This is a genomic window from Reyranella soli (genome assembly GCF_007992495.1).
GTDB lineage: Bacteria > Pseudomonadota > Alphaproteobacteria > Reyranellales > Reyranellaceae > Reyranella > Reyranella soli.
The window spans coordinates 1-19,224 of record NZ_BKAJ01000043.1; the positions used below are offsets into that span (position 1 = coordinate 1).

Genomic DNA, 19,224 nt, shown 5'->3' on the forward strand with positions numbered 1-19,224 from the left:
TTGAGCGCGCAGGATGCGCGCGGTCCGGAAGACGATGAGATGAGTCCCCGAGCCGTCATCTTCGGCTGCGCCGGTGCCGATCTCACGGCCGACGAGCGCGCGTTCTTTCGGGATGCCGATCCGCTGGGCTTCATCCTGTTCGCGCGCAATGTCGACACGCCCGAGCGCACGCATCGGCTGGTCGACGAGCTGCGCTCGTCGGTGGCGCGCGCCGACGCGCCGGTGCTGATTGACCAGGAAGGCGGCCGCGTCGCGCGCCTGCGGCCGCCGCACTGGCGCAAGGCGCCGCCGGCGCGCCTCCTGGGCGACCTGTATGCCCGTGATCCCGAACTCGGACTGGAGGCGACGCGGCTCAACGCGCGCCTGCTCGCAGCCGACGTCGCCTCGATCGGCGTCGACGTCGACTGCCTGCCGGTGCTCGATATCGGCTTCCCCGAAACCCATGCTGCGATCGGCGACCGCGCCTACGCCGCCCGGCCCGAGCCTGTCGCCGCGCTCGGCCGCGCCGCCGCCGAGGGACTTTTGGCCGAAGGCGTCATGCCGGTGATCAAGCACATGCCCGGCCACGGCCGCGCCACGGTCGACAGCCACCTGTCGCTGCCGCGCGTGACGGCCTCGCGTGCGGAGCTGGAGCGCACCGACTTCCTGCCGTTCAAGCTTCTGGCCGACCTGCCCTGGGCCATGACGGCCCATCTGCTGTTCGACGCCATCGATCCCGCCAACGCCATCACTGTATCGGCACGGGGCGTGAAGGAGGTCATTCGCGGCCATATCGGCTTCGACGGCCTGCTGCTCAGCGACGACCTTTCCATGCAGGCGCTGGGCGGCTCGCTGGCCGAGCGCGCCGAGCGCTGCCTTGCCGCAGGCTGCGACATCGCCCTGCACTGTAATGGCCGTATGGACGAGATGGCCGGAATCGCCGACCGCACCGGCGCCATGACCGAAAAGGCGGCAGCACGGTTCGCGGCCGGCCGTTCCTTCCTTGCCCGGCATCGCAATCCGGCCGGCAAGACGGGCCTCGCCGACGTCGCCGCCCGGCTCGCGACCATGTTGGGGGAATGGGGATAAGGCGGGGCCAAATCCTGTGGCGGTGCCCGCCATCGATGGCATAAACGGGTCTCATATGAGTGACGCTCAAAGCCCGCCCAACGACAACTTCGCCGCCGCCGGTCCGGACGTGATCGCGCCGGGCGAAGGCGAGCTGATAGTCAATCTGGAAGGCTTCGAGGGCCCGCTCGACCTGTTGTTGAGCTTGGCGCGTGACCAAAAGGTCGACCTGCGCCGCATCTCCATGGTGGCCCTGGTCGACCAGTACCTCGCCCATGTCGCCCAGGCCCGCCGGATGCGCCTGGAGCTCGCCGCCGACTATCTCGTCATGGCGGCCTGGCTCGCCTACCTGAAGTCGCGCCTCCTGCTGCCCGAGCCGCCGGCCGGCGAGGAGCCGTCGGGCCAGGAGATGGCCGACGCCCTGCAATGGCAGCTGCGTCGCCTCGAAGCCATGCAGGAGGCGGGCGTGCGCCTGATGGCCCGCCCGCAGCTCGGCAAGGACATCTTTTCCCGCGGGCAGCCCGAAGGCGTCGTCGTCGTGCGCCGCGCCGTTTGGGACGTGAAGCTCTACGACCTGCTGGCGGCCTACGGTCACCAGGTGCGGCCCAAGGATGCCGACACCTATCAGATCCAGCCCATGCAGTTCTTCTCGGTCGAGGAAGCGGCCGAGCGGCTGGGCCGCATGCTGGGCATCGCCATCGACTGGCAGACGCTCGAAGCCTTTCTGCCGGCCGGCCTCACCGATCCGACCAAGCGGCGCTCGGCGATGGCCTCGACCTTCGTCGCAGGCCTGCAGCTTGCCAAGGACGGCCAGCTCGAGCTGCGCCAGACCGAGCGCTTCGGCCCGATCTATTTGCGTAAACGTACTGAGCAACGGTGACAGGGCTCTCCATGTCAGAACAAGAGAAGCCGAACTCCGAGACCGCCGAGATCTTCGAGCCGGACACGGGCGAGGTCGCTGCCGTCGAGGCTGCCAAGCAGAAGTCCGAAGTGGTCGAGGACGAGTCTGCCGAGTCGCAAACCGACAATGAGGAAATCGTCGACGAAGAGGCCGATGAGGAAGAGGCCGACGACGAGGAAGAAGACGACGAAGACGATGACGATGTCGACGACGACGATGATGTCGACGAGGAAGAAGAGACGGAGACCGAGACCGAGACCGCGGAGCAAGCTGCTGACGAGCAGCCCGTCACGGCAGAGCCCCTCGCTGCTGCCGCGGCCATGGCTGGCGGAGCCGTTGCGGCGAAGGCGGCGGAAGGCGCGGTCACCGACGTCGTTTCGCCCGATCACGCCCAGCATCTGCGGCTCCTGGAAGCGCTGGTTTTCGCCGGCACCCAGGCGCTCGACGAGAAGGAGCTGGCCGACCGCCTGCCCAACGACGCCGACGTGAAGCGCCTGATCGCCGACCTCGCCGAGATGTATGCCGGCCGCGGCGTCAACCTGGTGCAGGTCGCGGGCGGCTGGGCCTTCCGTACCGCGCCCGACCTGTCGGAGAAGCTCAAGATCGAGCGGCCGGTGACGCGCAAGCTGTCGCGCGCCGCGGTCGAGACCCTGGCCATCATCGCCTATCACCAGCCGGTAACGCGCGCCGAGATCGAGCAGGTGCGTGGCGTCGGCCTGAGCAAGGGCACGCTCGATCTCCTGTTCGAGCAGAACTGGATCAAGCCGATGGGTCGCCGCCGCGCCCCCGGCAAGCCGGTGACCTGGGGCACCAGCGACTTCTTCCTGGAGCATTTCGGGCTGCCCAGCCTCGACGACCTGCCGGGCCAGGAGGAGCTTAAAGCCGCAGGCCTCTTGGACCCGCGCTCGCAGCCCCCCATATTCCGGCCCGAGGAGCCCGACCTGCCGCTCGTACCGAGCGAGGACGAGGCCGACGAGCCGCTGGCCGTCGACGAAACGGGGCGCTGACGGGCCATCGAGGCCCACAAAGAGCCTTATTCGACTGGTTGCCGGGCCTTCCGGCGGGATGCCATAATCAGCGTCACGCCGATCGCAAACGTTTTTGGGAGCATTGGGATATGGGTAGCCTCAGCGTATGGCACTGGCTAATCGTGCTGGCCGTCGTGCTGCTGCTGTTCGGCGGCCGCGGCAAGATTTCGTCGCTCATGGGCGACTTCGGCAAGGGCCTGTCTGCCTTCAAGAAGGGCGTGGGCGGCCAAGGGGAAGAGACGCCGCCGGCGCAAGCCGCCGGCCAGCCTGGCGACGCCGCCAAGCCGATCTCGGCCCAGGCAACGACGACTCCGCCGTCGGGCAGCCAGGTCCACCAGGACAGCGCTGCCAAGGTCTAGCGTAGGCCTGAGCAGGGCCTGAACGCCGATGTTTGGTATCGACAGCCCCGAACTCCTGGTCATCGCGATCGTCGCCTTGGTCGTGATCGGCCCCAAGGAGCTGCCGGGCATGTTGCGCAGCTGGGGCAAATGGATGGCCCAGATGCGCGGCATGGCGGCGGAGTTCCGTGGCCATGTCGATGAGATGGTGCGCCAGTCTGAGCTCGACGACGTGAAGAAGCAGCTCGAGGGCACCTCGGGGCTCGACCTGCAGTCGCTCGATCCGACCAAGCAGATCAAGAGCGCCATCCAGGAAGGCATGGCCGAGGGCGAGAAGGCCTACAACGAGGCCAAGAGTTCCTTCGACAATCCGCTGGCTGAGCCGGAATCGGCCCCGCAGATCGCGGCCGAGCCGCAGCCGGCGGTCGCCGAGGCGGCGCCTGCGGTTGCCGAATCGGCGCCTATCACCAGCGAGCCGCTATCCGAACCGGCTCCGGCCGCAGTGGCTGAGTCGTCGTCGCCTTCCTCACAGGAAGAGAAGCCGGCCAAGGCCGCGGCGGCTGGCTAGAGGCGCCAATTAGCGCTTTGAATTGCCCTGCAAAGGGCGGCATAACGCGGCACCCAGGCCGCAAAGACCTCACTTGACCCAAGTTCACGACGGACCCGAAGACGACAAGCCGATGCCGCTGCTCGATCACCTGATCGAGCTGCGCAAACGCCTGATCTACGCGCTCATCGGCTTCATGTTGGTGTTCTTCGTCACCTTCTACTTCGCCAAGCCGATCTTCTCGTTCCTGATCCAGCCGGCAACCAGTGACGGCTACAAGGTCGTCGTCCTCGACATCTTTGAGTTCTTCTTCGTCACGGTGAAGCTCTCGGCGATGATGTCGCTGATCGTGGGCTTCCCGCTGATCGCCGTGCAGATCTGGCTGTTCGTGGCACCCGGCCTCTACCGGCACGAGAAGAAGGCCTTCCTGCCGTTCCTGATCGCCACGCCGTTCATGTTCTATGCCGGCTGCCTGGCGATGTACTACATCGTCATGCCGTACGTGATCAACTTCATGCTGACGCAGTACGTGCCGCCCGACATCGAAAAGACGCTGCGCTCGTCGGACTATCTCGAGCGCGTCCTGCAGCTCGTCTTTGCGTTCGGCTTCGCCTTCGAGGTCCCGGTGCTGCTGACCCTGCTGGTGCGCGTCGGCATCGTCAGCACCGAGGCGCTGCGCGCCAAGCGGCGCTACGCCATCGTCATCGCCTTCGTCGTCGCCGCGGTCCTGACGCCGCCCGATGTGGTGAGCCAGCTCGCTCTCGCCGCGCCGCTGCTCGCCTTCTACGAGATCAGCATCCTGATCGGCCGCTGGATCGAGAAGAAACGCGACGAAGAGGACAAGAAGGCCGAGGAAGCCGAGAACAAGGGCGACGCGGCCGGTAGCTGATCATGCACGACATCCGTTTCATCCGGGAGAATCCCGCTGCGTTCGACGCCGGTCTGAAGAAGCGCAACCTGGCGCCGCTGTCGGCCGAACTGCTCGAGATCGACAAGCGCCGCCGTGCCGCCATCTCCGAAAGCGAGGCCGCACAGGCCCAGCGCAAGGCGCTCAGCCGCCAGATCGGCATCGCCAAGGGCAAGGGCGAGCCCGCCGACGCGCTGATGGCCGAGGTCGCTTCCCTCGAAGCCACCCTGAAGAAGGGCGAGGCCGAGGCCCAGCGCCTCGACGAGGAGCTGACGCATCGCCTGGAGGTGCTGCCCAACCTGCCGTTCGACGACGTGCCCGACGGCGTCGACGAGACGTCTAACGTGGAGATCCGCCGCGTCGGCAGTCAGCGCAACTTCCCCTTCCAGCCCAAGGACCATGTGGCGTTGGGCGAGGCCACCGGCGAGATGGACTTCGCGTCGGCCGCGAAGATCTCCGGCGCGCGCTTCGTGTTCCTCAAGAAGCACCTCGCCCGGCTGGAGCGGGCCATCGCGCAGTTCATGCTCGACCTGCACACCTCGGAGGAGGGCGGCTACACCGAGGTCAACCCGCCGCTGTTGGTGCGCGACAACGCCGCCTACGGCGTCGGACAGCTGCCCAAGTTCGCCGAGGATATGTTCCATACAGACAACGGCTTCTGGCTGGTGCCGACGGCCGAGGTGCCGCTCACCAATCTGGTGAACGACACCATCGTCGAGGAGAAGGACCTGCCGCTGCGCTTCACCGCCTTCACGCCGTGCTTCCGCTCCGAGGCGGGCGCGGCCGGCAAGGACACGCGCGGCATGATCCGCCAGCATCAGTTCCCCAAGGTCGAGCTGGTGAGCATCACTACGCCCGAGCAGTCGGACGCCGAGCACCAGCGCATGACCGGCCGCGCCGAGGAGGTGCTGAAGCGCCTTGGTCTGCCGTTCCGCACCATCGTGCTGTGCGGTGGCGACATGGGCCCGGCTTCGCGCAAGACCTTCGACATCGAAGTCTGGCTGCCCGGCCAGAATGCCTATCGCGAGATTTCCAGCTGCTCGAACTGCGGTGAGTACCAGGCACGCCGCATGAATGCGCGCTTCCGGCCCAAGGAAGGCAAGGGAACGCGCTTCGTGCATACGCTGAACGGCTCGGGCCTCGCGGTCGGCCGTACCCTGATCGCGGTCCTGGAGAACTACCAGAACGAGGACGGTTCGGTGACGATCCCCGAGGCGCTGCGGCCCTACATGGGCGAACTTGCCGCACTGCCGGCGCCTATCAGCGGAGTAGCTGGGGGCAAGCGCAAGTGACGCCGCAGGACATCGCGCGCAAGCGCATCCTCGTCACCAACGACGACGGCATCAACGCGCCCGGCCTGGAGGCGATGATCGACATCGCCACCCAGCTCTCAAAGGACGTCTGGGTGGTGGCGCCTGAGTACAACCAGAGCGGTGCGGGCCATTCGCTGTCGCTCACCCATCCGGTGCGCGCCCGCCAGCTCAGCGAGGCCAAGTATGCGCTGGAAGGCACGCCGACCGACTGCGTGCTGTTCGCCGTCAAGCACCTGCTTCGTGACCACAAGCCCGACATCGTGCTCTCCGGCGTCAACCGCGGTGGCAACATGTCCGACGACGTCACCTACTCCGGCACGATCGCCGGCGCCATGGAAGGCTGCCTGCTCGGCATCCCTTCGATCGCCTTCAGCCAGACCTATACCCATCCCCATCCGGTGAAGTGGGATACAGCCACCCAGTTCGGCGCCGACGTGGCCCGCCGCGTACTGGACATGGAGATACCGCGCAACGTCCTGATCAACGTCAACTTCCCCGACGTCGTGCCGTCGGCCGTCAAGGGCGTGCGGGTGACGCGCCAGGGCGTGCGCGGCTTCGGCGGCCACATCGTCGAGCGCACCGATCCGCGCGGCGGGACCTACTATTGGATCGCCTATGCGCCGGGTGCGCATGAGCACGACGACGAGAGCGACCTCACGTCGGTGCGCTCGGGCTACGTCTCGGTGACGCCGCTGCATCTCGACCTCACCCACGAGGCGACGCGCCACAAGCTCGCGGCGCACTTCGCCAAGGACTGAGAGGGGCAGGCCGTGAACGCCCCGGCCATGCAGCGCCTGATCGCCGAATTGCGGCAGTCGGGCATCTCGGACGAGCGGGTGCTCGCCGCCATCGCCGCGGTCGACCGCGAGCGCTTCGTGACGCCGGCCTTCGCCGAGCGCGCCTGGGAGAATACGGCGCTTCCCATCGCCTTCGGCCAGACCATCAGCCAGCCATTGGTGGTCGCCGCCATGACCGAGGCGCTGAATGTCGGTCCGCGCATGAAAGTGCTCGAGATCGGCACCGGCTCGGGCTACCAGGCGGCCGTGCTCGCCAAGCTGGCGCGCCGCGTCTACAGCGTCGAGCGTTTCAAGCCATTGTCGCGCGAAGCCGAGAAGCTCCTGATCAATCTCGGCATCTACAACGTCGTGTTCGACGTCGGCGACGGCACCAAGGGCTGGGCAGGCCAGGCGCCGTTCGACCGCATCATCGTCACCGCCGCCGCCGAGGAGCGCCCGCAGGCGCTGATCGACCAGCTCGCGGTGGGCGGCATCCTGATCGTGCCGGTCGGCCGCGATCCGACCGCGCAGGTCGTCGAGCGCATCGTGAAAAGCGAGAGCGGTCTGCAGCGCGATACGCTGATGCCGGTGCGGTTCGTCCCGTTGGTGGCCGGCGCATTGCCGGTGCTGGGGCAGGGCTAACGGGAGCGCGGGCCTCTGGCCCGCTCACGAGCGGGCCAGAGGCCCGCGCTCCTGTAAGACGTGCTACACATACGCTAGTCATCAACGGGGGGACCACGCGATGCCCGCAGCAGCAGCCCGCATCCATGAGGTGCCGGACGATCTGCTCGCCGCCATCGACTATTGCTACGACCAGGGCTGGACCGACGGCCTGCCGGTCGTGCCGCCGCAGGTCGATCGCGTGCACGCGATGCTGGCCGCCGACGATCGCCCGGCCGAGACCGTCATCGCCAAGCACCCCGCGACCGGGCTCGAACTCTCCCTGCACGCCGCCGCCGTCAACGCCGTCATGGCGGGCTGCCTGCCGGCGTATTTCCCGGTGTTGGTCGCGGCCTTCGAGGCCATGGACCGCGAGCCGTTCAACTTCCACGGCTCGACTGCCAGCACCGGCGGCTCGGCCCCGCTGGTGCTGGTGAGCGGTCCGATCGCCGACGAGATCGGCATGAATGCGGGCGTCAACCTGTTCGGCCCGGGCAACCGGCCCAACGCCACGATCGGCCGGGCGACGCGGCTGATCCTGCGCAACGTCTTCCAGATGCTGCCCGGCATCTCCGACAAGTCGACGCAAGGCAACCCAGGCAAGTACAGCCTCTGCATCGCCGAGCGTACCCGCGGCAATCCCTGGCCGCCGCTCTGCCAGGAGCAGGGTTACGCCGCGGGCGTTTCCAGCGTCACGGTGTACGCCGCCGGCGGCTTCTGCAATGTCGAGAACCATGGCGGCAACACGCCAGAGCAGGTTCTGGGCTCGGTGGCCGACGCCATGGCCAACTACGGCTGCATCACCTTGGGCCAGAGCGTGGTGATCCTGGCGCCGGAGCACCTGCAGATCGTGGCCGGCGCTGGCTGGACGCGACGGCAGGCGCAGGAGTTCCTGTTCACCCACGCCAAGCGCTCGGTCGAGGGCATGAAGGACGTCGGCAAGTTCCGCGACCGCGAATACGACGCGCAGCATGGCGAAGGCGCTCATGCGCTGGCCGAGCAGGGCTTCCTGCATCGTGGCCTCAACCCCGACGACATATTGATCACGCTGGGCGGCGGCGACGCCGGCGGCCATTCATGTTTTCTGCCGTCATGGAGCCGCGGCCGCGGCTCGATCATGCAGCACGCCGCGATCCGCCAAAAGAAGTAGGAGGAACCTATGCAGCTCTACGCCCCCACCTCGACCACGGCCACGAAAAAGCGGACACGCGCGCCCAAGCTCGCCAAGCTCGACGGCGCGCGCATCGGCATCCTGGAGAACGGCAAGCTCAATGCCGAGGAGATGCTGAACGAAGTGGCCCAGCTCTTCGTGCAGCGCCACGGCTGCACCATCGTGAAGCTCGCCTCCAAAAAGAACGCGAGCGCCCCCGCACCGGCCAACACCCTTACGCAGGTGGCGCCGGAGGTCGACTTCTTGATAACCGGCCTGGGGGATTGAGGGTCCTGCTCGACGTGCAGTCTGCACGACGGCATCTCCTTCGAGCAGCTCGGCAAGCGGGCGGTGGTGATCTGCACGACACCCTTCGAGGTGACGGCCAGGAACATCGCGCGCGTGCTGGGGCTGCCTGACTACCCCTTCACCAAGGTCCAGCACCCGATCGGCAGCTGCACCCTGCCCGAGCTCAAGGCCCGTGCCGAAGTCGCCTACCAGCAGGCCCTGGCGATATTGCTGAAGGAGTGAATAAGCCCGATTCCCGCCGGAATCGTGATGCAGTACAATGGGTCCATGAAAAGAGCCCCTCGCTACCCCTCGCGATGGGCCGGCTGGATGCGTACGCTGGGTACAACGGCGGCGCTCTCGGTCGCGCTCGGCGCCTGCTCGAATGTGTTCGGCCCCAAAGGCGGGACCATGGAATATCCCGGCTCCGGCGCTGGTCCCAACGCCGTTGCCGTCTATGTCGTGAACGAAAAAGACACAGTCGACAGCATCTCGCAGCGCTACGGCGTGTCCTCCCAGACCATCATCGACCGCAACAAGCTGAAGGGTCCGCCCTACACGCTGAAGGTAGGCCAGTATATCGAGCTGCCCGGCGCCAGGTTCGTCGCCGACAACACCGGCGGCGCCACCCAGGCCGCCGCGGCCACGTCGCCCGGCCCGGTCAAGCGCGATAACCTGCCGCCGCCGCCGGGCTCCAAGAGCGAGCCTGCGGAGCACAAGACGGCCGCCGGCCAGCCGACGCCGCTCAGCCCGGCCGCCGAGGCGAGCAAGACCGAAGCCACCGTTGCGGCCACCCCGCCGCCGCCGCGCATGGCTTGGCCGCTGCACGGCAAGGTCCTGGTGCCCTATGGCACCCAGGGCGGCCAGAAGAACGACGGCATCGACATCCAGGCGGCCACTGGAGACCCGGTGAAGGCGGCCGACGGCGGCACCGTGATCTATGCCGGCAGCGACGTCGCCCATCTCGGCAACCTGCTGCTGGTCCAGCACCAGGGCGGCTACATCACCGCCTACGGCAACAACGAGGCGCTGCTGGTCAAGAAGGGCGATGCCGTGAAGAGGGGCCAGACCATCGCCAAGGCCGGCAACTCCGGTGGCGCTGCGAGCCCGCGGCTGCACTTCGAGGTCCGCCGCGGCGGCAGCAAGACCGTCGATCCGATGACGGTGCTGCCGGCGCAGTAGCGGGTGCTCTTGCCGGAGCGCGGACCTCCAGGTCCGCTCTTGTCATTCTGAGCGAGGCGAAGGATCTCATGCCGGTTGCAAGCGGCGACGAGGTCTTTCGCTTCGCTCAGGACGACCGAAATGAGCGGACCTGGAGGTCCGCGCTCCGGCAAGATCAAGCCACCTTGCCGTTCAGCGTGTCGTCGATGCGCCGGACCACGAGCTGCTGGCCTGTCGCATCGATCAGCACGGTGACGCCGCTCGCCAGCGGCTGCAGCTCTTCGGCCGGGATCGTGGGATCGAGCAGCTCGTCGGGGTCGTAGCGCAGCAGCACGACCCGCCGCCGGCTGCCACCGCTGCCGCAGCCGCCGCGTACCGCCGCCTGGACGTCGAACATCGCCATCTCCAGCCGGATCGCATCCTCGACCGGACCACCCGGCAGCAGGCGCTTGGCGATGCGCTCCTCCAGCCACAGGCCGAAGCGCCAAGATTCCCAGCGATATTGCAGCGTGGCGTGGCGCGACGCCGCCCAGAAGGCGTCGAGCTCGTCCATCAGCCGATCGCCCAGCAACCGGCAGGAATGGGGCAGCACCGAGTAGACCGGGATCAGCCGATTGACGCGATAGAGCGAGCAGTTAACCGACATCGCCTCGTGATGGACCATGGTCTCGAGCCGCTTGCGCTCGCGCGGTGTCATGTCGTAGCCCGCGAGCACGTCGGCGTCGCCCTCACGCAGGGCGACGCAGCGCTCGGGCGAGGCGATCAGGTCGGCAAAGGCCCGCTGGAATTCCGCAATCGACATGGCAAGTCCCCCCCTTCAGGCCGCAAGCGCGGCGCGCATCTGTTGCAGTTGGCCGAGCACCCCCGCATCGCCCAGCCCCGGAAAATAGGTTTCGTGGAACTCGAAGGTCACGCCTAAAAGGTTGCGGCAGCGCGGCGCGGTGCGCTCGAGCAGGCCCCAGACGCCGGACGGGCAGGCGCCGGCATGCGAATCGAGATAGGCGCCGAACAGGCTGTTGCCGCCGGCGACATGGATCTCGCCGACGGCGTCGAGATCGAGCCCGTTGATGAAGCGGTCGGCGTCGAGGCCGAGATTGACGGCGTTGACATGGAGGTTGTGCAGGTCGAGCAGCAGGCCGCAACCGGTGCGCCGCACCAGCGCGTTCATGAAATCCTCCTCGCTCATGTCCGAGCCGGGCACCGGCGTGTGCACCACGCCGTTCTCGAGCAGGAGCCGCGTGCCCAGGATGTCCTGGACCCGATTGACGCGCTCGCTGAGCATGTCGAGCAGGTCGCGGTCCCAGGCCAGTGGCAGCGCCAGGCCGGCATGGTGATCGGGCGTCACCTCGGTCTGCACCCGCACCGCCGAGAGGTGCTCGCTGATCCAGGCGAAGCGGTAGCGCCGATGCCAGTCGGCGAGCTGCCGGACATGGTCGACGTCGAAGGTCGAGCCGCTGGCGATCGAGAGGCCGACGCCGTGCGCGACCAGCGTGTGACGCGAGGCGAGCTCGTCGAGCAGCGCGACCTCGTCGGGCAGCGGCGCGAAGCGCTCGCTGCGATCGCGGCCGAAGTCCTGCCAGAACCGCTCCGGGATGATCGAGAGAAACTCGACGGCATCGGGACGGACGCCCAGGAGGTCGGTCAGCGCGCCGTTGAACAGCAGTCCAACGCCAGGCTGATCGGCTCGCGGGCGTCCGATCCCGGCATGCCCGATCTCGGGTCGCGTGAGCTCGAGCATGGATGCCTCCGCGTTACATGCGCTTCATCGTGCCGAGGTCGATCTTCACCAGGTTCTCGATCTCCTCGCGCTCCTGGAACCAGATCGGAACGCCGGAATTGCACGGCAGGCAGCCCTTGAGCTTGCCGAGGATGTCCGACAGCTGAGGCTGAAGCTTGAGCGTATCGGAAAGCGTGGTTCCCTTCGGCACGGTGACCTTGAGAACCGGCTGCACGCCGTCACGCACGAGCTGAATCTCGGCGACTCTTTCCTTGGCCATTTGACGCTCCGTTGTTGAAGTGCTTGCGCCCCTGCCAAGCGACAACGATGCTCAATGCTGCAAGCCCTCTCTGCCGCATTGGCGCGCAGGGTAGACCTACACGCCAGGGCTGTGTGCAATCTGTGGCAAAGCCCACCTTGGGAGGGCTGCGCGGTTGCATATCTTGAGGCGGGCTATACCACCTTTCCGTCGAGCTGGTACTGCCCCTTGTGGTCCTCGATCTCGAGCACCCATAGGTCGGGATCGCGCGCAACTTGCCGGGCGATGTAGGCGTCAGCCTCGGCTTCGGCCACCGGGCTGGGACCGGTGCCGCGGCTCCAGGCCGGGCCGTCATCCATCGAGCTCGCCTGCGTGTAGACGGTGACGCCTGCCTCGAAGCGGTTGATCTTCAGCAGCACCGTGCCGGCATCGGGATCGCCGCGCCGCACCACGGTCGCCGGAATGAAGGCGCGGTCGCAGATGCGTACCTGCGCGCTCACCCATAGTCCGGTCGTCAGGCCCATCACCATCGACGCAGTCTTTACTCCAAAGCGTCGTCCAGTCCATCGAAGACGGCGCGCGCGCCGCGCCAGCGGAAGCGCACGAAGGCGAAGGGCAGGGCCTGCAAGGCGTCGGAATCGGGATCGGCCAGCGCCGCCGGCGCGACAAGGATCGGTCGCACGTCAGGCCCGCCGCGCGCCGAGGCGAGCGACAGCGAGCCTACCGCCATGGCGAGCTCCTCGGGCCCGCCGTCGGCGACCAGCGCGAACAAGGGCTGCGGCCGCTCGCCGCGCAGCGAGAACAGATCCTCGGCGCCGCCGAACAGCCCGCGCTTGGCAAGCTCCTCGCGCAATGCCACGTCGACCAGCCGGCGGTCGCAGGCCGCCATCGCCGAGTCGCTGATCGCAGGCTCGACGCAGAGCCCGGTGCGCGCGGTCGGCGGCTCGCCCGCCTTGAAGCGGCGCACCGCGTCGACGAACTGTCCAAGCAGGCGGGTGAGCCGTGGACTGTCGAGCGGAGCGATCACCAGCGCCTCGGTCTCCTCGCCGTCGGGCCAGGCGAGCTTGCGCCACACGCCATCGCGCAAGAAGTCGCGGAAGCCCGACTTGCGCTGGCCCGGCCGCGAGCCGCCCATGCGGCCGGAGTGGCAGAGATAGAGCGTGCCGCGCTCGTCGGCGGCGATGATGCCGGCGACTTTCCGGTCGGCGCCGGCGCGCGGCAGGTTGATCTCGCAGGTGATGCTCTCGCGCTTGGCTGGCGCGTCGGGCGCGTGGCCCAGCAGCAGGGCATCGCGCGCCGGCCTCGGCTCGACGGCCCACCAATAGGCATCGTCGCGCGCCCAGTAGATGGTGGTGCGCAATTCGCCGCCGCGCCATGTGACCCGCACGCTGCGTGAGGGAATACCCTTCAGCGCGCCCTGCAGGCGCTTGATGGCGCGTTCGATCCGCCTCGGCTCCCCCACGGCCCTTAGCATCAGCAATTCTACCCCTGTGAGTTATCCTTGCCGATGTGGACAGGTTCGGCCATTTAGCGCCCTCGAGATCAAATCAAGAATGGCCGAACCCCCTCTCCTGGCCCTCGCCGGCATCCGCTACCACCTGGGCGACCAGACCATCCTCGACGGCGTCGAGCTCGGAATCGCGCCTGGCGAGCGGCTGAGCCTGGTCGGCCGCAATGGGGCGGGTAAGTCGACCTTGCTGAAGATCCTGGCGGGCGAGCCGATCGCCGATTCGGGCACGCGCTTCGCCCAGCCCGGCGCCACCGTGGCGACCCTGCCGCAGGAGCCGGATTTCACCGGCCATCCGACGGTCGGCCATTACGTCGCTGCAGCGCTCGCCGATGCGCTGGGCCCGTCGGACTACCGCGTCGCGGCCCTCCTGACCGAGGTGAAGCTCGACGGCGCCAAGAATCCCGCCGAGCTGTCGGGCGGCGAGGCGCGCCGCGCCGCGATCGCCCGCGCCCTGGTGGCCGAGCCCGACGTGCTGCTGCTCGACGAGCCCACCAACCATCTCGACCTGCCGACCATCGAATGGCTGGAGGACAAGCTTTCTGCGTGGAACGGCGCCTACGTGCTGGTGAGCCACGACCGGCGCTTCCTCGCCAACCTCAGCCGCGCCGTGCTGTGGCTCGACCGCGGCATCGTGCGAAGGCTCGACAGGGGCTATGGCGAGTTCGAGGACTGGTCGAGCGCCATCCTCGACCGCGAGGCGACCGAGCGGCACAAGCTCGACCGCCTGATCGAGCGTGAGACCGAATGGGCGGGCAAGAGCATCCGCGCGCGGCGCACGCGCAACGAGGGCCGCCTGCGTGCACTGGGTGAGCTGCGTAAGCAGCGCCGCCAGCAGATCGGCCCGACCGGCCGCGCCACCATCGAGGTCGGTACCGCTGAGCAGTCGGGCGCGCTCGCTATCACCGCCCGCAACATCTCCAAGCGCTTCGGCGAACGGGCCATAGTCGAGAATTTCTCGACCCGCATCTTCCGCCGCGACCGCATCGGCCTGATCGGCCCCAACGGCGCCGGCAAGACAACGTTGCTGCGCATGCTCATCGGCGAGCTCGAGCCCGACACCGGCTCGGTGAAGCTCGGTGCCAACCTCGTGCCCGTCGTGATCGACCAGCGCCGCGCCGCGCTCGATCCCGACAGGACGCCGTGGGAGATCTTGGCCGACCGCAACGACCACTTGCTGGTGCGCGGTCGGCAGATGCACGTCATGACCTACCTGCGCGAGTACCTGTTTCGCGACGAGCAGGCGCGCCAGCCCGTGCGCACCCTCTCGGGCGGCGAGCGCAATCGCCTGCTGCTCGCCAAGGCGCTGGCCGCGCCGTCCAACCTGCTGGTGCTCGACGAGCCGACCAACGACCTCGACGCCGACACGCTCGATCTGTTGCAGGAGGCGCTGTCGGACTATGACGGCACGGTGCTGCTGGTCAGCCACGACCGCGACTTCCTCGACCGCCTGGTGACCTCGACCATTGCGATGGAAGGTGACGGCACGGCGATCGAGTATGCCGGCGGCTACAGCGACTATGTGGTGCAGCGCGGGCCGCGTGAGCTCGACGCCGCGGCACCCGCTACGCGCAGGGAGAAGGCGCCGCCGCGCGAGAGCGCCCCCAAGGCGCGGCTGGGCTACAAGCGCGAGCGCGCCCTCGCGGAGCTGCCGAAAAGGATCGAAGCCCTGCACACCGAGATCGCGGCGCTCAACGCGGCGTTGACCGATCCCGACCTCTACCGCCGCGACGCGGCCGGGTTTGCCGCCAAGACCGCACGCCTCGCTGCCGCACAGGCCGAGCTAGACGCCGCCGAAACCGAATGGCTCGAGCTCGAGCTTTTACGCGAAGAACTCAGCGGCTGAGGCTACGCCGCCTCGCGGTAGAAGAAATCGTCGTCGAGGAAGATCTCGTCGCGGGTGGCATCGTCGTTCGATGCGATGGCGGTCGCGCTGGTCGTGCGCTGCGCGAGGGTCAGCGCCTTGGCCAGGCAGTCGCGATTGAACAAGGCCATCGACTTCGACTCTTCGTAGATGTCGAGCAGGGCGCGCGCCACCGACGCATCGAGGCCGGACCGCTCGAGCTCACGAACTTGGACACGCTGGCTCACCAGCGACTGCTGGCAAGCCGCGACGCGCGCGCAAGCGTCGCGAAGGTTGTATTCCAGGGCAAAGCGATCCATGACGGTGCTCCGATTTGCTACATACTCGGGACCTTGTGGCTGCTAACGCATCTTTTACGTGAGCGTTGCACCCTAAGGCCTTGATGCCAGTGTGAGACGAAGCATTGGCGCTTTTTTCGACCGCTTTGCGGCAACCTACGAACGGCCGTGTGCTGCGCTCGCGGCTGAAATGGGGCCAAAAGACGGCAGAGGGCGCTCAGGTCAGAACCGGCTCTCGCTCCTCGGCGAGTCGGGATCGGACCGCAGCAACAGGATCCAGCACCGCGTCTCCGCCGCCCGGTGGAAGTGGTCCTCCAGGTAGCCGCGATAGAGACGCATCATGTCGTCCGCCCATTGCGGGCTGGTCGCGAACTTCGGCACGAGGACGTAACGCACGCCCCCCAAAAACTCGCTGGCTGGCCGCTTCGGTGCACTCCAGGTCGACCACAGGTTGACGCCGCGCGCGGGCTCTACACCCAGCATGAAGGGCAGGGGATTGACGCTGTCGAGCAGGGCGATGCCGCCGGGTGGAAGGCCTCTCAGCAGGTCGGCGGCCTCCATGAGCACCACGACGTACTCGTAATCGGAGAGCTGGTAGAGCGGCTGGGCCGGCGCATCCCCGGCGCGCGACGGGTAGTCGAAGTTGTTCGAGAAGCTCAGGAAGGTGCCGCGCGGGCCCGCCGGCACGGCAAGGCCGCCGAGGTTGGTGTGCTCGACGACGTACACGCCGGGCCGGTCGCGGGCGTAGGCCTGGTAGCCCGCGATGCTGGCGGCGTAGCCGCCGACGGCGAACAGGGGAAACAGCAGCAGCGTCAGCAGCCACGGCGCGACGTCGCGGTTGTCGAGCGAAGCGAAGGCGGTGCGCAGCCGGTCGTAGAGGATGAACAGCACGACGATGGCCGACGGCATGCCCGCGGCCTGGGAGTTCTGCGACAGCAGCAGCAGCGACATGACCAGCAGGAAGACGAGCGTCAGGGGCAAGCGGAACGTCGCGCGGCCCGACCACCACATCCCCGCGCCCACCGCGACGGCGGCGAGATAGGGCCCGTACTGGCCGATCGCGGCGACGAAGTTGTTGAAGTGCAGAATCGCCGCCTTGCGCACGGCGCCGCTGGTCGTCCAGGCCAGGATGTCGGCCAGATATGCCTGGTTATGCGGGGCGAGCGCGTTCAGGACCATCAGCGCGCCTACCACCAGCCACGCCCGCCAGTGGCGGCCGATGTGCGGATGGAACAGCACGGCAAAGCCGACCGTGGCCAGGCCCGCGGCGAAGTAGGTGATCTTGAGATAGAACATCGCCGCCAGCAGTCCGCCGGCGACGGCGATGTCGATCCAGGTACGGTCGCGTTGCTCGTGCGGCGGCACGAACAGGATCAGCGCCAGGATGCTGTAGGCGCTCCAGCCGTAGCGATTGTAGGACATCGCGAAGGTGTACTGCTCCGGCCGGTCGCCGACGTTGGCCGGCATCAGGGCGAGCAGGGTCGTAAGCACCACGAAGGTCGCGGCGGGCAACAGAGGCAGGCGCCGTATCGCCGCCAGGAAGGCTGCCACGAAGAGGGCAGCACCCATGATCGCGACGTTGACCAGAAAGGCGAAGGGAACCGGCCCCAGCAGGTGAAAGCCCAGCGCCGTCAGCAGGAAGCTCAGGCGGCCCGAGGCGTCGTGGAAATCGACATGGGCGACATGCCCGGAATAGACGTGCCAGGCGCCTGAAAGGTTGAACAGCAGGTCCTGCGTCATCGCCTTGCTGAACATCACCGGCGGCGACAGCACGGCCCACGCGGCGGCCAGCACGGGCAGGCCCGCCAGCGCCAGCAGCGCCGTCGGCGTCGAGGCAGCGTCGCGCAGCCATAATGCCAGGCGACGGCGCGCGATCGTGCCAGCGGCAACGCGCGCCGGCCCTTCCGAGAGCGTCGTCATTCGCCAGTCCCTTGCCCACACACCCTGAATCGCTAGCACGCACCCTTTCAATGCGCTGTGACTTCTGTGGGGCCGCTCAGAAAGGCGCGGGTATCACCGCCGTCACGGTGATCCAGCCGTCGGGCGGGAGGCCATCAGCCCGGCGGGTTGAAATGAAGGGCCATCGCGTTCTCCTAGTGCCGGCTATCGCTGGAGGGGAAGTCATGACTGTCACCCCGAGCGCAGCGAGGGGCCTTTAAGGCAACAGGAAAGGTCCCTCGCTGCGCTCGGGATGACAGTGGGTACGTATCAGCCAGTTGCGATTCTGGTACTAGTCAGCTGCGCGGCGTCTCCACGACCAGCGGCGCGACCTCGGTATCCTGCGAGCGGAACCACAGGCGAAGCTGGCGCCGCGCCGACCTGGCTCCGTCGTCCGTGCGCGCCTCGAGCTGACCGATATGGGTCTTGATGTCGGTGAAGCGATAGCGGCCCTTGGCGTCGGTCACGGCGCGCTGCTTCTCCTCGTAATAGATGAAGTTGCGCTCGAAGAAGACGACCGTGGCGCCGATCACCGGCGCGCCGGTGCGGTCCGTCACCTCGCCCTCGATGATGCCGTGGTCGTTGAAGGCGATGTAGACGTTCCACGCCACGACGACCACGGCCAGCGCCAGCGGAACGGCGACGAAGCGATGGCCGAGGGCGCGCCGGATCGTCGCCCAGCTCATCCTTTCGTCGCTCCGGAGGTCAGGCCGCGGATGAATTCCTTCTGGGCCATCAGGAAGATGGCAAGGCCCGGGATCAGCACCAGCACGACGAAGGCGAAGAGCGCGCCGGTGGTGTCCTCCATCACCGAGAGGAAGCGCGCGAGGCCGAGCGGCAGGGTCTGCATCTCGGGACTGCGGATGGTGATCAGCGGCCACAGGAAGGAGTTCCACGACCAGATGAAGGTCAGGATGACGTTGGTGGCGATCGCCGACTTCGACAGCGGCAGCAGGATGCGGGTGACGATGCGCCACTCGCTCAAGCCGTCGACCCGCGCCGCGTCGATCAGCGAGGGCGGCACGGCCTCGAAGCTCGCCTTGAAGATGAAGATGCAGATGATGGTCGAGAGCAGCGGCAGGGCGACGCCCAGCCAGGTGTCGAGCACGCCCAGCCACGAGGTGATCAGGTAGGCCGGGATGATGGTCGCCTGGAAGGGGATCAGCATGCACGACAGCAGCAGCATGACGATCCAGCGCCGGCCGGGAAAGTGCTTGGTCAGCGCATAGCCCGCCGCGACGTTGAACAGCAGGCTGCCCGCGATCGCCATCGCCGTGACGATGGTGCTGTTCAGCAGATAGCGTCCGAACGGGATCAGGTACCAGACGTCGACATAGTTGAAGAGATGGGGGTCGACCGGGAGGATGCGCGGCGGCCAAGCGTAGATGTTCTCGCCGGTCAGCGAGGTTTTGATGACCCAGTAGAACGGGATCAGCATCAGGAACGACACCGCGATCATGATGGCGTGGCGGTGCCAGTAGCGACGGCGCATGGCTAGGAAACTCCGCTGGGGGCGCGCCACTCCAGTGGCGCGTCATGCCGGAG

General features: G+C 67.5%; 22 protein-coding genes. 13 read left to right on the forward strand and 9 right to left on the reverse strand.

Translation table 11 applies throughout. The features are described from left to right. From nagZ to RSO01_RS14190, 12 genes are all read left to right on the forward strand, one after another. The coding region (gene nagZ, locus RSO01_RS14135) for a beta-N-acetylhexosaminidase (RefSeq protein ID WP_308933089.1) at positions 1-1,068 on the forward strand (1,068 nt) is incomplete at its 5' end. A 55-nt stretch (positions 1,069-1,123) separates the two neighbouring features. Beyond that, positions 1,124-1,927 carry a segregation and condensation protein A gene (locus tag RSO01_RS14140; protein ID WP_147149751.1) on the forward strand — a complete coding sequence of 268 codons (804 nt, stop codon included), beginning with the start codon at positions 1,124-1,126 and terminating at the stop codon, positions 1,925-1,927. Positions 1,928-1,938: 11 nt separating this feature from the next. After that, a complete protein-coding gene (gene scpB, locus RSO01_RS14145) occupies positions 1,939-2,955 on the forward strand; it encodes an SMC-Scp complex subunit ScpB (protein ID WP_246158391.1) in 1,017 nt (338 codons plus the stop codon). Positions 2,956-3,065: 110 nt separating this feature from the next. Beyond that, positions 3,066-3,335, forward strand: a complete 270-nt coding sequence (locus tag RSO01_RS14150) for a twin-arginine translocase TatA/TatE family subunit (protein WP_147149752.1) — start codon at positions 3,066-3,068, stop codon at positions 3,333-3,335. 28 nt (positions 3,336-3,363) lie between these two features. Further along, positions 3,364-3,882, forward strand: coding sequence for a Sec-independent protein translocase protein TatB (gene tatB / locus RSO01_RS14155; RefSeq protein ID WP_147149753.1), 519 nt, complete (start codon positions 3,364-3,366; stop codon positions 3,880-3,882). Between the two features lie 73 nt (positions 3,883-3,955). Continuing rightward, positions 3,956-4,750: a twin-arginine translocase subunit TatC gene (gene tatC, locus RSO01_RS14160; RefSeq protein WP_246158392.1), complete on the forward strand. Its 795-nt coding sequence runs from the start codon at positions 3,956-3,958 to the stop codon at positions 4,748-4,750. A gap of 2 nt (positions 4,751-4,752) precedes the next feature. Beyond that, the gene (gene serS, locus RSO01_RS14165) at positions 4,753-6,060 is read left to right on the forward strand and encodes a serine--tRNA ligase (protein WP_147149754.1); all 1,308 of its coding nucleotides are present in this window, start codon (positions 4,753-4,755) and stop codon (positions 6,058-6,060) included. Beyond that, a complete protein-coding gene (gene surE / locus RSO01_RS14170; protein WP_147149755.1) occupies positions 6,057-6,839 on the forward strand; it encodes a 5'/3'-nucleotidase SurE in 783 nt (260 codons plus the stop codon). The genes serS and surE overlap by 4 nt, the downstream gene beginning before the upstream one ends. 12 nt (positions 6,840-6,851) lie before the next feature. Continuing rightward, entirely contained in the window at positions 6,852-7,499 is a 648-nt protein-coding gene (locus RSO01_RS14175; protein ID WP_246158393.1) for a protein-L-isoaspartate(D-aspartate) O-methyltransferase, read from the forward strand. 100 nt (positions 7,500-7,599) lie between these two features. After that, a complete protein-coding gene (locus RSO01_RS14180) occupies positions 7,600-8,667 on the forward strand; it encodes a hypothetical protein (protein ID WP_147149756.1) in 1,068 nt (355 codons plus the stop codon). A gap of 9 nt (positions 8,668-8,676) precedes the next feature. Continuing rightward, positions 8,677-9,198 (forward strand): UGSC family (seleno)protein, encoded by a 522-nt coding sequence (locus RSO01_RS49465; RefSeq protein WP_273701410.1) that lies wholly within the window; start codon positions 8,677-8,679, stop codon positions 9,196-9,198. 45 nt (positions 9,199-9,243) lie between these two features. Further along, positions 9,244-10,137: a M23 family metallopeptidase gene (locus RSO01_RS14190; protein WP_170303053.1), complete on the forward strand. Its 894-nt coding sequence runs from the start codon at positions 9,244-9,246 to the stop codon at positions 10,135-10,137. 154 nt (positions 10,138-10,291) lie between these two features. On the opposite strand, the gene RSO01_RS14195 is transcribed toward RSO01_RS14190, so the two are convergent. The 5 genes from RSO01_RS14195 to RSO01_RS14215 form a co-directional block, all read right to left on the reverse strand. Further along, on the reverse strand, positions 10,292-10,918 hold the full coding sequence (locus RSO01_RS14195; protein ID WP_147149759.1) for a hypothetical protein: 627 nt from the start codon (positions 10,916-10,918) through the stop codon (positions 10,292-10,294). Between the two features lie 15 nt (positions 10,919-10,933). Further along, the gene (locus RSO01_RS14200; RefSeq protein WP_147149760.1) at positions 10,934-11,854 is read right to left on the reverse strand and encodes an MbnB/TglH/ChrH family RiPP precursor modification enzyme; all 921 of its coding nucleotides are present in this window, start codon (positions 11,852-11,854) and stop codon (positions 10,934-10,936) included. Positions 11,855-11,867: 13 nt separating this feature from the next. Continuing rightward, a complete protein-coding gene (locus RSO01_RS14205) occupies positions 11,868-12,113 on the reverse strand; it encodes a hypothetical protein (RefSeq protein ID WP_147149761.1) in 246 nt (81 codons plus the stop codon). A 173-nt stretch (positions 12,114-12,286) separates the two neighbouring features. Continuing rightward, a complete protein-coding gene (locus tag RSO01_RS14210) occupies positions 12,287-12,622 on the reverse strand; it encodes a DUF1491 family protein (protein ID WP_147149762.1) in 336 nt (111 codons plus the stop codon). A gap of 11 nt (positions 12,623-12,633) precedes the next feature. Further along, positions 12,634-13,554, reverse strand: a complete 921-nt coding sequence (locus tag RSO01_RS14215) for a hypothetical protein (RefSeq protein WP_170303054.1) — start codon at positions 13,552-13,554, stop codon at positions 12,634-12,636. Positions 13,555-13,645: 91 nt separating this feature from the next. Between RSO01_RS14215 and RSO01_RS14220 the strand changes: the two genes are divergently transcribed. Next, positions 13,646-15,445: an ABC-F family ATP-binding cassette domain-containing protein gene (locus RSO01_RS14220; protein WP_147149764.1), complete on the forward strand. Its 1,800-nt coding sequence runs from the start codon at positions 13,646-13,648 to the stop codon at positions 15,443-15,445. Between the two features lie 2 nt (positions 15,446-15,447). On the opposite strand, the gene RSO01_RS14225 is transcribed toward RSO01_RS14220, so the two are convergent. The 4 genes from RSO01_RS14225 to RSO01_RS14240 all read right to left on the reverse strand — a co-directional run bounded on the left by RSO01_RS14225 (position 15,448) and on the right by RSO01_RS14240 (position 19,171). Then, positions 15,448-15,762, reverse strand: a complete 315-nt coding sequence (locus tag RSO01_RS14225) for a hypothetical protein (protein ID WP_147149765.1) — start codon at positions 15,760-15,762, stop codon at positions 15,448-15,450. Positions 15,763-15,963: 201 nt separating this feature from the next. After that, entirely contained in the window at positions 15,964-17,661 is a 1,698-nt protein-coding gene (locus tag RSO01_RS14230; RefSeq protein ID WP_147149766.1) for a hypothetical protein, read from the reverse strand. Between the two features lie 314 nt (positions 17,662-17,975). Further along, entirely contained in the window at positions 17,976-18,365 is a 390-nt protein-coding gene (locus RSO01_RS14235; RefSeq protein WP_147149767.1) for a carboxypeptidase-like regulatory domain-containing protein, read from the reverse strand. After that, entirely contained in the window at positions 18,362-19,171 is an 810-nt protein-coding gene (locus RSO01_RS14240; RefSeq protein ID WP_170303055.1) for a carbohydrate ABC transporter permease, read from the reverse strand. The genes RSO01_RS14235 and RSO01_RS14240 overlap by 4 nt, the downstream gene beginning before the upstream one ends. Positions 19,172-19,224: the final 53 nt, after the last annotated feature.

Excerpts from the sequence above, each read along its gene's own strand:
- RSO01_RS14210 (WP_147149762.1), bottom strand. The coding sequence starts at position 12,622 with ATGGTGATGGGCCTGACGACCGGACTATGGGTGAGCGCGCAGGTACGC.
- RSO01_RS14240 (WP_170303055.1), bottom strand. The coding sequence starts at position 19,171 with ATGCGCCGTCGCTACTGGCACCGCCACGCCATCATGATCGCGGTGTCG.
- RSO01_RS14180 (WP_147149756.1), top strand. The coding sequence starts at position 7,600 with ATGCCCGCAGCAGCAGCCCGCATCCATGAGGTGCCGGACGATCTGCTC.
- RSO01_RS14225 (WP_147149765.1), bottom strand. The coding sequence starts at position 15,762 with ATGGATCGCTTTGCCCTGGAATACAACCTTCGCGACGCTTGCGCGCGC.
- scpB (WP_246158391.1), top strand. The coding sequence starts at position 1,939 with ATGTCAGAACAAGAGAAGCCGAACTCCGAGACCGCCGAGATCTTCGAG.
- RSO01_RS14205 (WP_147149761.1), bottom strand. The coding sequence starts at position 12,113 with ATGGCCAAGGAAAGAGTCGCCGAGATTCAGCTCGTGCGTGACGGCGTG.
- RSO01_RS14190 (WP_170303053.1), top strand. The coding sequence starts at position 9,244 with ATGAAAAGAGCCCCTCGCTACCCCTCGCGATGGGCCGGCTGGATGCGT.
- RSO01_RS14230 (WP_147149766.1), bottom strand. The coding sequence starts at position 17,661 with ATGACGACGCTCTCGGAAGGGCCGGCGCGCGTTGCCGCTGGCACGATC.
- serS (WP_147149754.1), top strand. The coding sequence starts at position 4,753 with ATGCACGACATCCGTTTCATCCGGGAGAATCCCGCTGCGTTCGACGCC.
- RSO01_RS14140 (WP_147149751.1), top strand. The coding sequence starts at position 1,124 with ATGAGTGACGCTCAAAGCCCGCCCAACGACAACTTCGCCGCCGCCGGT.
- RSO01_RS14150 (WP_147149752.1), top strand. The coding sequence starts at position 3,066 with ATGGGTAGCCTCAGCGTATGGCACTGGCTAATCGTGCTGGCCGTCGTG.
- RSO01_RS14235 (WP_147149767.1), bottom strand. The coding sequence starts at position 18,365 with ATGAGCTGGGCGACGATCCGGCGCGCCCTCGGCCATCGCTTCGTCGCC.
- RSO01_RS14220 (WP_147149764.1), top strand. The coding sequence starts at position 13,646 with ATGGCCGAACCCCCTCTCCTGGCCCTCGCCGGCATCCGCTACCACCTG.
- RSO01_RS14195 (WP_147149759.1), bottom strand. The coding sequence starts at position 10,918 with ATGTCGATTGCGGAATTCCAGCGGGCCTTTGCCGACCTGATCGCCTCG.
- tatB (WP_147149753.1), top strand. The coding sequence starts at position 3,364 with ATGTTTGGTATCGACAGCCCCGAACTCCTGGTCATCGCGATCGTCGCC.
- RSO01_RS14200 (WP_147149760.1), bottom strand. The coding sequence starts at position 11,854 with ATGCTCGAGCTCACGCGACCCGAGATCGGGCATGCCGGGATCGGACGC.